This is a genomic window from Shewanella sp. 10N.286.51.B2, assembly GCF_041469265.1.
Taxonomy (GTDB): domain Bacteria; phylum Pseudomonadota; class Gammaproteobacteria; order Enterobacterales; family Shewanellaceae; genus Shewanella.
This window is the reverse complement of the sequence record NZ_JBFRKH010000091.1, coordinates 1-11,349: the sequence shown is the minus strand read 5'-3', so window position 1 is coordinate 11,349 and position 11,349 is coordinate 1. Positions and strand designations below refer to the sequence as shown.

Below are 11,349 nucleotides of genomic sequence, written 5' to 3'. Positions count from 1 at the left end.
AGTCCAGTCCGGGGAGCCAAGATTTACCTCTAGCATATCATCATGTTATATCTCACGTTTTTAGTTTAAAACCTTCTCCTTTTATGTCTTTTTCTATTACAATTTAATACAGTTATATTTCTTTTTTAAGTTTATAATACCTTGAGTACATTATTCTCATTAAACTCAAGCATTTAAGACAGGAAACGGATCATTCATGGGCTTATCAAAATCTTTCCAGTTAGTACTTTTTGTTATTTTTGGTCTGTTATTATTTCGTATTTATGACCTTGAAAATAAAGAAATGCAACGCCAAGGCCATATTGCAATTGAAAATTACAAGCACCAAATCAATTCAATTACAGAATGGAATAGTGATGGACAGGCACTCTTTCAGCAATTAAGCGAAAATTTTAGCTTCCAATTTTTCCAGTACATCCACAGTACTGACAGTGATAATAACTTTACCTATGGAACGTTAGCTAAAACTGACGCCGACTTTGAAGATAAAATTTTTTCTATCGAATTAGGTCATATTAATACGTTTGCTGACGCTCGCCTGCAAGTCCGGTTAAACACGAGTTCAGTTATCACCACAAGCTTTGTTAACCTTGAAAAAGCAGCGAGTCTGACCATTTTAGCGTATTTAGTTATTATGCTGAGTTTTGCGCTGTTAATGCATGTGCACCGCAGAGGGATAAAGTATGCATCTGATTACATCAGTAATATTTCTAGTCTGTCATTTCAAGCTGTAGAAACCTCAAGATTAAAAGGCTCGCTTAAACCCATAGGTATTGCTCTTGAAAAGAGCCGAGGCGAATTAAAAGCCAGCATCGACAGTTTTCATAACAAAAATGATACCCTTACCAAAGCCGCTTATCAGGATGCTGTCACCGGCTTTTCAACCCGAAGACGCTTTGACGATCAAATAAAATCTATTTCGAAATCAGATAAGCAGCAATTTGGCGTGCTTTGTATTGTTAAAGCTGCTGAACTTGCCAGTATAAACCAGTTGCAAGGACGTGAAGCTGGCGATGATTATTTAAATAAAATTGCGACTTGCATCAGAACAGCTGGCTCTAAGATGGGAGTCAATGAATTTTACCGGGTATCAAGCAGTGATTTTGCATTATTTATTCATGGTATTACGACAAAAGAGTCTGAGCGATTTTTAGATAACCTAAAAAGAAGCTTTGATGAATATGCCCAAACCATTGAACCCGATAATATTGCCAATGCCGGTTTAGTCCCTTTTGAAAACCAGTTTGACCCTCACGCGCTATTGGTGTTCGCGGATACCGCAGTCAGCATCGCGCAAACATCTGGCCTTAACAGATACCATATTCTTGAAAAATTCAATGGTAACGAACAATTAGGCGATAACCACTGGAAAGTAACCATCAATGACCTCATTAACCGCAAAGGGGTTAAGTTTTTTCAACAACCAATCTTACCTTGTAATAATCAAGTCGATGTTTATCGTGAGTTATTTGCCCGTTTCTTTAATAATGAAGGCTCCAATTTACCCACAGCCAGTGTGGTCGCAATGGCTGAACGTCATCGATTAAATATCGATTTGGATAAAATGCTCATCGTTCATTGCATACAATTACTCAGCACCAATCCAAGCCTTAAGGGTAATTTTGGCGTCAATATTAGTGCCTCATCTGCTACCCATGAAGTCTTTGTGTCTTGGTTAACAGATATTTTATCTAGCCACCGCAGTGTTGCTGCAAGATTAATCTTTGAAGTCAATGAATCAGGTATGCAGAAGAACTTAAATGCAAGCCAACGCTTCGTTAATGAGATGCACAAAGTTGGCGTTAAGGTTGCCATTCAACAATTTGGATTAGGTTTTTCATCTTTCAAATTCTTTAGGGAAGTAAAACCCGATTTTATTAAGCTTGACAGCAGTTATAGCGATAAGATTGATCAAAACAACAACAATAAATTCTTCATAAGAATGATTGTTGATATCTCCAAAAGAATTGGCATAAAAGTGGTCGCTACAGGCGTAGAAAAGCAAGAAGAGAAACTAACACTTGAAAAATTACTCGTTGATGGCTTACAAGGTTATTACATTGCCAGACCAGAAATTATCGCGAAAACAGATAAATAAATAACCAATGTAAGACCTTTATTCAAAAAAAGGGTTATTATTTACATAACCCTTTTTTTTATCCGTTGTTAAACCAGCCTAAACCTTAGATAATACTGCTAATCTCTTAAAGAACTCTCATATAGAAAAGTGTAGTAATGACAGACTATCTCTTACTGTTAATTGGCACAGTGCTAGTTAATAATTTTGTATTAGTAAAATTCCTTGGACTATGCCCTTTTATGGGGGTATCTAGCAAGTTAGCTTCTGCCATCGGTATGTCCATGGCAACAACTTTTGTACTCACATTAGCATCTATACTTAGCTACTTAACCAACGAATTTTTACTTGAGCCTTTTGGTATCACCTATCTAAAAACCATGAGCTTTATTTTGGTCATTGCTGTTGTGGTGCAATTTACTGAAATGTTAGTACAAAAAACCAGTGCCTCTTTACATAGGGCATTAGGGATTTATCTCCCGCTCATCACTACCAACTGTGCAGTACTCGGTGTCGCCCTACTTAACGTCAATGAAGATCATAACTTTATTCAATCTGCAGTATATGGTTTTGGTGCAGCGGTTGGATTTTCTTTAGTACTAGTATTGTTTTCAGCCATGCGCGAACGCTTGGCGGCGGCTGACGTGCCTTTACCTTTTAAAGGTGGTGCTATTGCCATGATTACCGCAGGCATAATGTCGCTTGCCTTTATGGGATTTGCGGGGCTAGTTAAATAATCATGTCTAGTATTGCAATCGCTGTCATTGTGCTAACCATCTTAGCCTTAATATTTGGCTTAATTCTTGGTTACGCTTCAATTAAATTTAAAGTCGAAGGAAACCCTATTGTCGATCAAGTAGAAGCCCTGTTGCCGCAAACCCAATGCGGTCAATGTGGCTATCCAGGCTGCCGACCATATGCTGAAGCTATTGCCAATGGTGATAACATCAATAAGTGCCCGCCTGGTGGCACTGCGACTATGGAGAAACTTGCGTCATTAATGGGAGTTGATCCAGAGCCATTAAACGAACTAGCTCAGGAAACGGTTAAAAAAGTCGCCTACATCAGAGAAGATGAATGTATTGGTTGTACTAAATGTATTCAAGCCTGCCCAGTAGATGCCATTTTAGGCGCGGGTAAACTGATGCACACGGTTATTACTAAAGATTGTACCGGCTGTGATTTGTGTGTAGAGCCTTGTCCAGTTGACTGTATTGATATGATCCCAGTTGAACAAAACCTAAAGAACTGGGATTGGAAATTATCTTCTATCCCAGTCACGCTTATTGATATTGATCATGTTAAAAGCTCAAAAGCAGCTAAAGTAAACGATGTAAACGAGGAATCTCAGTGCTAACTTTATTAGAACAAATTGATAAAGGGACTTTATGGCATTCTCCAGGTGGAATACACCCTCCACAACTTAAGACTCTGTCTAATACTCAAGCTGTACGCCAATTACCCTTAGCAGCTCAATATAGAGTACCGCTGCCTCAAGTCGGTGATTGCGCTCGTTTAACAGTAAAAGTCGGCGAGCAGGTACTCAAAGGGCAAATGCTCACTGATGGTGAAGGCTTTATGTACCTTCCTGTACATGCGCCTACATCTGGTCAAATTATCAGTATTGAACAGCATGCAAGTAATCATGCCTCTGGTTTACCTTGTTTAACTTGCACCATTGCCGCTGATGGTCAAGATACTGCTGCGGTATTTTTGCCTGCGACATTGACAGAACTGAGTAACCAACAAGTTATTGAGAAAATTAAGCAAGCTGGCATCGCGGGTATGGGCGGCGCAACGTTTCCAAGTCATATAAAACTTAATCCAGCCAGTGAAATTGATCTTGTGATCATTAACGGTGTTGAGTGTGAACCTTATATCACCTCTGATGATGTGTTAATGCGTGAATACGCAACTGACATCATCAAAGGCATCGAAGTCATCGATTATTTGTTGAAACCTCAACGGATAATTATCGCTATCGAAGATAACAAATCACAAGCTGCTGCAGCGATGAAGACGGCGTTAGCAGGCTTTGAATCCTTAGCAAAAATGACTCGTATCACCATCATTCCAACTAAGTACCCCTCCGGTGGCGAAAAGCAGTTGATTCAAATTGTGACCGGTAAAGAAATACACACAGGTAGCATTCCGGCCCAGCAAGGTATTGTGGTGCACAATGTCGGCACCGCCTTTGCGATTCAAGATGCTGTGTTAAATGGTAAACCTCTGATTGAGAGATTAGTGACCATCACGGGTAATCAAGTATCACAACCAGGCAACTATTGGTTACCTATCGGTACACCGATCACCCATGCACTCAAGCAAACACAAACGCCAGTCAAAGACACTAATAACATAAGTGCTAAAGTCATCATCGGTGGTCCTATGATGGGTTATGCACTGCCCAATACTGATGTTCCAGTATTAAAAGGAACAAACTGCATATTGGTACCAAGCAGTGATGAAATCGCCCCTGATGTCGATGAAAAAGCCTGTATCCGCTGCGGAGAATGTGCTGTTGTCTGCCCAGCTCTGTTGTTACCGCAACAATTATTCTGGCATGCAAAAGCCCAGGAGTACGATAAGGCCGCTAGCTTTAATTTAAAAGATTGCATTGAATGCGGCTGTTGCAGTTATGTTTGCCCCAGTGATATTCCACTTGTTGAGTATTATCGCATTGCCAAATCAGCGCTTAAAAATGAAGCGGAAGAAAAATTCCAAGCTGAACAGGCTAAAATACGTTTTGAAGCCCGCTTGCAACGCCTTGAAGATGAAAAGCTTGCCCGCGAAGAAAAATCAAGACTCGCAGCAGAAAAACGTAAAGCTGCTATGGATAGCAGTAAAAAAGATGCTGTTGCAGAAGCAATGGCGCGTATTGCAGCCAAAAAGCAAGCGACGGCAACACCCGCTGCAGAAACCAATAACAATAGTGCCACTACAGATAAAAGTGCAGCAGTTAAAGCCGCTATTGCCCGAGCAAAAGCCAAGAAACTCGCCAGTGCAGTTCCAGCTGATGCTAATGACACGCCTGTAACTACTAGCACTGTTACTACTAGCAGTGAACCTAGCAACACAGCTACAGACAAAAAATCACAAATCGCCGCAGCAGTTGCACGTGCAAAAGCCAAAAAGCTCGCTGCAACAAGTGCAACTGATGATGTCTCAGCCTCTGTTCAAGCCGCTAACGAGCAAGTTGTTAGCGAAGTAACAGAAGTAACGTCAGAAGCAGTTGACGACAGAAAAGCGAAAATTGCGGCTGCCGTTGCACGAGCTAAAGCCAAAAAGCTCGCAGCAACAGCTGCAACAAGTGCAACTGATGATATCTCTGCCTCTGTTCAAGTAGCTAACGAGCAAGTTGTTAGCGAGCAAGTTGTTAGCGAGCAAGTTGTTAGCGAGCAAGTTGTTAGCGAAGTAACAGAAGTAACCTCAGAACCAATTGACGACAGAAAAGCGAAAATTGCGGCTGCCGTTGCACGAGCTAAAGCCAAAAAGCTCGCTGCAACAGCTGCAACAAGTGCAACTGATGATATCTCTGCCTCTGTTCAAGTAGCTAACGAGCAAGTTGTTAGCGAAGTAACAGAAGTAACGTCAAAACCAATTGACGACAAAAAAGCGAAAATTGCGGCTGCCGTTGCACGAGCTAAAGCGAAAAAGCTCGCTGCAACAAATGCAACTGATGATGTCTCTGCCTCTATTCAAGCTACTAACGAACAAGCTGCTAACGAGCAAGTTGTTAGCGAAGTGACAAAAGTACAGTCAGAACCCGTTGACGACAAAAAAGCACGAATTGCAGCTGCAGTTGCTAAAGCAAAAGCGAAGAAGCTTGAAAATCAGCGTAAGCTGAGTGAAAAGGAATAAACATGGCATTTAAAATAGCTTCATCTCCACATGTCAGTACCACACTGCAGACCAATAAAGTCATGCTGCGTGTTGCCTACTGTTTAATTCCGGGTATTTTAGCCCAAACCTACTTCTTTGGTATGGGGACTTTGGTACAAATCATTATTGCCGTAGTAACAGCCTTAAGCGCTGAAGCTTGCATAATGAAGTTACGTAATAAATCAATTAAAACAGCCTTAGCAGATAATAGTGCCTTAGTTACAGCTTTATTGATTGCCGTTGCCATACCGCCCTTAACACCTTGGTGGATGACGGTTATAGGCTGTCTTTTTGCTATCGTGATCGTAAAGCATTTATATGGCGGGCTAGGTAATAATATCTTTAATCCTGCCATGGCTGCATATGTTCTGTTACTGGTTTCGTTTCCAGTGCAAATGACCTCATGGGTTGCACCTGCAGAACTTGCTAGCAATCATGTGGGCATTATTGCAGCATTAAATTCAATATTTGAATTATCCAATGTGGATATTCATTTATATCGCCTTGGCATCGACGGTCATACTATGGCGACACCGTTAGACACATTCAAAACTGATTTATCTATGGGGTTAACTAGCGCCGAAAGTTTACAGAAGAATGTTTTTGACGGCATAGCAGGTGTTGGCTGGCTTTGGGTCAATATTGCGTATTTACTTGGTGGCCTTGTGATGTTAAAGCTCAAGGTGATCCGCTGGCAGATCAGTACTGGCATATTATTAGCGATATTTATCTGTGCAGGTGTGGGATTTTTATTAAATCCAAGTACTCATGCTAGCCCATTACTGCATCTGTTTTCTGGTGGCACCATGTTATGTGCTTTCTTTATTGCGACCGATCCTGTTACCGCTGCAACCAGTCCCCGGGGCAGATTGTTATTTGGCGCTATCATAGGCGTGCTTATTTTTGTGATTAGAACCTATGGTGGTTACCCTGATGCGGTCGCCTTTGCAGTTTTACTTGCCAATATGTGTGCCCCATTTATTGATTACTACATTCGTCCGCGCTCATACGGCCATAGAGCAGGAAATTAAACAGGATTTATTATGTCTAATATTATTACACGAAATGGCCTGATACTTGCGATATTTGCTTTGTGTTGCACTGGCTTAGTAGCAAGCGTGAACTATTTAACTGCAGACAGGATTATTGACCAGCAACGCAAGCAACTTACACGCGTGCTGCAACAAATCATACCTCAAGCAATGCATGACAATGCATTAACTGACGATTGTATTGCCGTGATTGATGAAGCATATTTGGGCAGCGATCAATCGTTATCAGCCTATATTGCTAAACAGGGCGATTTACCTGTTGCAATGGCCATTGAAGCCATTGCCCCTGACGGTTATAACGGTGATATCAAGCTTATTATCGGTGTCGATAACGACAACACCCTACTAGGCGTAAGAACCTTAGCACATCAGGAAACACCTGGCTTAGGTGACAAAATTGATTTAAGAAAATCTGACTGGGTTTTAGCCTTTGCTGGGTTAGTTTTTAATTCAAACGATAAACCATTAGGCGTTAAAAAAGATGGTGGTAACATCGACCAATTTACAGGGGCTACCATTACCCCAAGAGCTTATGTCAAAGCGATTAATAATGCCCTAACCTATGTTAAAAACAACAGGCAAATGCTTTATAGCACCGTAAACCAATGTGGACGAGATCATGACTAATTACCGCGAAATAGCTTGGCAAGGATTATGGAAAAACAATCCCGGATTGGTTCAGTTATTAGGCTTATGTCCGTTATTAGCTGTAACAGCTACGGTAACTAATGCTTTAGGCTTAGGTGTTGCCACACTGCTAGTGCTGGTTGGTTCTAATGTACTGGTATCATTGGTGCGCAACTTTGTTCCAAAAGAAATCCGTATTCCAGTGTTTGTGATGATCATTGCCGCACTAGTAACCTGTGTTCAGCTGTTAATAAATGCTTATGCCTATGGCTTATATCTTTCTTTAGGCATTTTCTTGCCCTTGATTGTCACCAACTGTGTGATCATTGGCCGAGCAGAAGCCTTTGCATCACGCAACAATGTTAGCAGCGCTGCTTTTGATGGGCTCATGATGGGACTTGGGTTTACCGCCATTTTAGTGGTGCTTGGCGGAGTACGTGAAGTTCTTGGTCAAGGCACTTTATTTGATGGTGCTGAGCTGCTGTTAGGTGACTGGGCAAGCGCACTGACGATTCAAGTATTTCAACTCGATAGCCATTTTTTAATTGCAATGTTACCGCCGGGGGCGTTTATCGCCATGGGACTGTTAATTGCCCTTAAAAATGTTATTGATGCAAAACTCGAAAGCCGACAACCAAAACAACAAAGCGAAGCCATAGCGCGCGCCAGAATTACCAAGGTTAGCTAATAGATGAACAAACAAAAACGTTATGAAATGTTAACCCGTCTTCGGGACAATAACCCTAAACCTGAAACTGAATTAAACTTTTCATCGCCGTTTGAACTGCTGGTTGCCGTCACCCTGTCGGCGCAAGCAACCGATGTCAGCGTCAATAAAGCCACTGACAAATTATTCCCTGTCGCCAACACAGCTCAAGGAATTTACGATCTTGGCGTTGATGGCTTAAAAACTTACATTAAAACCATTGGGCTTTATAACAACAAAGCGATAAATGTTATTAAAGCCTGTAAAATGCTAATTGATCAACATGGCGGCGAAGTACCTGAAAATCGAGAGGCATTAGAAGCACTCCCTGGCGTTGGCCGTAAAACTGCCAACGTGGTACTCAACACTGCATTTGGCTGGCTAAAAGATAATGAAGGTAGATATTTTTTAGCTGTTGATACACACATTCAACGCCTAGCTAATCGCACTGGTTACGCTAAAGGTAAAACGGTTGAGCAAACAGAACAAGCCATTATAAAGAACACTCCACGAAAAACAGAATTCATGTTCGATTTACATCATTGGTTCATTCTACATGGCCGTTACACCTGTATAGCTCGTAAACCCAGATGTGGCTCATGCATTATTGAAGATTTATGCGACTTTAAAGATAAGACTGAATGATTTAATTAACTGCAGTTATAGTTCATCAAATAGTAAATTCATAAGCACGTAAGTTCTTTGTAGTGGCTAATGAATACTGACCAATTTCTTAAAGATGTCCGTAACTCGTTTTTGGACATTTTCGTGTTAGGACTTTGGGTAATCATGGCATTTCAGATTACCCAAAGTATGGATAAGATCTAAACCTGTGGCCAATTTCAATTGGCCACTACACACCGTGTTTGCGCCGCTCGAAAACACCACTAAAACTCAAGCCATACGACCTTGCCCTTGTTGCCGACAACCGATGATATTTATGGGGGTGCATGCACGACTGACAAGCTTTCTTAGGCAAAACCAACGACACCTAACGCCACTGTTTAAGCCGAGGAATTAGAAAGTGAACACTTAAGATGCAGAACAATAAAAGTATCAGGAGGTGCTAAGGTATTGATATGTTGAGGTAAAGAAATTAGCTGGCGATGCTAAGGGATCGATGCGGCTAGTAAAAAATGTAACTGCTCTGCACACATCGAAAAAGCGTAAGATCTTACGCCGATATTTACACTATAAAGGTATCACTCGGGCTTGTTCAACACTTGGGATAAGGACGCGGCTACGCGCGGCCTATCCTTATCTGTTATGTACTTGATGGCACCATTACTAATATACAAGCAACTTGGAAAACATATTACCCAAAACAGTATGCCTTGATAATAAGGCACAAATCTAGGTATTAAAGCCCATAAATAAACGGACAATATTAATAAAGCGGTAAGTGATATTTTCACAACATCTATAGAATTTAATGAACGCTTTAGCTTTTTAACTAACATCATAGTTAATAAAGCAGCTAAAATAATATATAGACTAAACTCAATAGCCCACAGCCCTCTTACAGCAAAGATCTTAAATGATTCAGAAAATGATTCATTTTCCATAATCGTTATTGACCATGACAAGGGAAACATTAGATCTGTTATTGCAACTAGTTCAGTAATTGCGAGCCAAATTAATCCATAAATTAGACCTAAGAATATATTCTGCTTCATTAATTATTAGTGCCCAACACTTTAAAGTACATAACGCCCTAATAATGGGCAAAAAATTGTTGGCTAAAATGTTGAGGAACGAAAACAGCCAACTGTTTTTTGTCCTTATTTATTAGCTTGTTATATGGCAACTTGCTCAGCCACTTTTGCCTGAATTTCATTTACCAATTCAGTTGAACCTTTGATTGATAAACCTTCATAGGTTTCGGAATATATCTTAATTTTTTTAGAATTGATATTTGCTTCCCAAACCGATATTTCCTGAGAACCTACGACGTTATAATTCTTTTCTTTAACTCTTGCACCAAAGCTAGCCAAGACAATTTTAAGTGCCTCGAATAGTTTATCATCAGTTTCTGAGCCTAAAAGTACAGTTGAAGTGCCAAACATATCCCTTGCCATATAACGCTCTGTTAATGGGCGAATTTTGCTGGGTTGATTTTTGCCCGCGAAGCGGAAAAGCAAAAAGCGAAACAGCAAAATTTGTCCATATTTAACAGTTTGTTATGTTTTGAACATCCTATTGCTAATGCCTATTTAATATTCGCCGCTAGACTTCTGGTTAGCTTTAAATGCCTCAACTTCCAAAGGTGCATTCTCATAACCGTACTTTGCAAGATCAGAGAAGTGTTGAGTAATTACTGCTTCCAAACTAGACCTTTCAATTTGTAACACATGCACCAACTCGTGAGCCAGTTTGGGTTTATCTAATTCGTAACCTGTTCTGGTATAAATGGAATAACCAAACACTTGAGCATTGTTAACTATTCCCTCACCGACAAAGCCAAGTGCTTCTCCAAGAACTCTTAATGCAAAGTTTTCATAAGGGAAAGGAACTGCATCAACATAGACAATTCTTACTTTTTCTGGATTCTGAATTCCAATTTCTGTTGCCAATAACAACTGCTGCTCTTCTAGCGGAGTTCCGATCTCTAAGCCTTTTGCATCGGTTTCATGAGCCCAGGAGATATACTGAGGCAATAGTATATTGGAAATTATTTTTTCATATGAGAGTACTAAAACTACCATTACAACGACTACTGCTAGCAATAGCAATTTAAGTTGCTTCATAACTTTGACTTCCTTTTCTAAAACTTGCGATAACTACATTTGCTAAGAAAAAACATAACAGCTTATTCAATAGCAGCACAATAATGTTCCAGGCTGCTCAATTCAAACCTCAAAGATACCATCGCTAAGTCATTGTTGTAAATCGAATGTTTTTCATAAATACGTAAGTAATGCTCAAAATATTGCCGGAGAAAGAATGCGTCTTTGTTTACGTGGTCTATACAACACTTTAACAAAATTCGCAGTAGATTGATATGT

General features: G+C 40.4%; 10 protein-coding genes and 1 pseudogene. 9 read left to right on the top strand and 2 right to left on the bottom strand.

All coding sequences use genetic code 11. The features are described 5' to 3' along the window. Positions 1–196: 196 nt before the first annotated feature. The 9 genes and pseudogenes from AB4140_RS19070 to AB4140_RS19030 form a co-directional block, all read left to right on the top strand. Positions 197–2,098, top strand: coding sequence for a GGDEF domain-containing protein (locus AB4140_RS19070; protein ID WP_102437236.1), 1,902 nt, complete (start codon positions 197–199; stop codon positions 2,096–2,098). A 137-nt stretch (positions 2,099–2,235) separates the two neighbouring features. Further along, positions 2,236–2,814 (top strand): electron transport complex subunit RsxA, encoded by a 579-nt coding sequence (gene rsxA, locus AB4140_RS19065; RefSeq protein ID WP_076536414.1) that lies wholly within the window; start codon positions 2,236–2,238, stop codon positions 2,812–2,814. A 2-nt stretch (positions 2,815–2,816) separates the two neighbouring features. Continuing rightward, positions 2,817–3,434, top strand: a complete 618-nt coding sequence (rsxB, locus tag AB4140_RS19060; protein ID WP_372002215.1) for an electron transport complex subunit RsxB — start codon at positions 2,817–2,819, stop codon at positions 3,432–3,434. Next, positions 3,428–5,938: an electron transport complex subunit RsxC gene (rsxC, locus tag AB4140_RS19055; protein ID WP_372002213.1), complete on the top strand. Its 2,511-nt coding sequence runs from the start codon at positions 3,428–3,430 to the stop codon at positions 5,936–5,938. Before rsxB ends, rsxC begins: the two co-directional genes overlap by 7 nt. 2 nt (positions 5,939–5,940) lie before the next feature. Then, positions 5,941–6,990, top strand: a complete 1,050-nt coding sequence (gene rsxD, locus AB4140_RS19050) for an electron transport complex subunit RsxD (RefSeq protein ID WP_102437230.1) — start codon at positions 5,941–5,943, stop codon at positions 6,988–6,990. 12 nt (positions 6,991–7,002) lie between these two features. After that, positions 7,003–7,638: an electron transport complex subunit RsxG gene (gene rsxG / locus AB4140_RS19045; RefSeq protein ID WP_102437228.1), complete on the top strand. Its 636-nt coding sequence runs from the start codon at positions 7,003–7,005 to the stop codon at positions 7,636–7,638. Further along, positions 7,631–8,326 (top strand): electron transport complex subunit E, encoded by a 696-nt coding sequence (locus AB4140_RS19040; protein ID WP_076536406.1) that lies wholly within the window; start codon positions 7,631–7,633, stop codon positions 8,324–8,326. Before rsxG ends, AB4140_RS19040 begins: the two co-directional genes overlap by 8 nt. Before the next feature lie 3 nt (positions 8,327–8,329). Then, positions 8,330–8,989 carry an endonuclease III gene (gene nth / locus AB4140_RS19035; protein WP_372002210.1) on the top strand — a complete coding sequence of 220 codons (660 nt, stop codon included), beginning with the start codon at positions 8,330–8,332 and terminating at the stop codon, positions 8,987–8,989. A 217-nt stretch (positions 8,990–9,206) separates the two neighbouring features. Next, positions 9,207–9,352: pseudogene (locus tag AB4140_RS19030) on the top strand (IS91 family transposase); the annotation flags it as partial. A gap of 788 nt (positions 9,353–10,140) precedes the next feature. Here the strand turns inward: AB4140_RS19030 and AB4140_RS19025 are convergent. Beyond that, positions 10,141–10,500: a hypothetical protein gene (locus tag AB4140_RS19025; RefSeq protein ID WP_372002208.1), complete on the bottom strand. Its 360-nt coding sequence runs from the start codon at positions 10,498–10,500 to the stop codon at positions 10,141–10,143. Between the two features lie 57 nt (positions 10,501–10,557). Further along, entirely contained in the window at positions 10,558–11,091 is a 534-nt protein-coding gene (locus AB4140_RS19020; protein ID WP_372002206.1) for a hypothetical protein, read from the bottom strand. Positions 11,092–11,349 lie beyond the last annotated feature (258 nt).

Coding starts and splice junctions, on each gene's coding strand:
- AB4140_RS19070 (WP_102437236.1), top strand. CDS start 197: ATGGGCTTATCAAAATCTTTCCAGTTAGTACTTTTTGTTATTTTTGGT.
- rsxA (WP_076536414.1), top strand. CDS start 2,236: ATGACAGACTATCTCTTACTGTTAATTGGCACAGTGCTAGTTAATAAT.
- rsxB (WP_372002215.1), top strand. CDS start 2,817: ATGTCTAGTATTGCAATCGCTGTCATTGTGCTAACCATCTTAGCCTTA.
- rsxD (WP_102437230.1), top strand. CDS start 5,941: ATGGCATTTAAAATAGCTTCATCTCCACATGTCAGTACCACACTGCAG.
- rsxG (WP_102437228.1), top strand. CDS start 7,003: ATGTCTAATATTATTACACGAAATGGCCTGATACTTGCGATATTTGCT.
- AB4140_RS19040 (WP_076536406.1), top strand. CDS start 7,631: ATGACTAATTACCGCGAAATAGCTTGGCAAGGATTATGGAAAAACAAT.
- nth (WP_372002210.1), top strand. CDS start 8,330: ATGAACAAACAAAAACGTTATGAAATGTTAACCCGTCTTCGGGACAAT.
- AB4140_RS19020 (WP_372002206.1), bottom strand. CDS start 11,091: ATGAAGCAACTTAAATTGCTATTGCTAGCAGTAGTCGTTGTAATGGTA.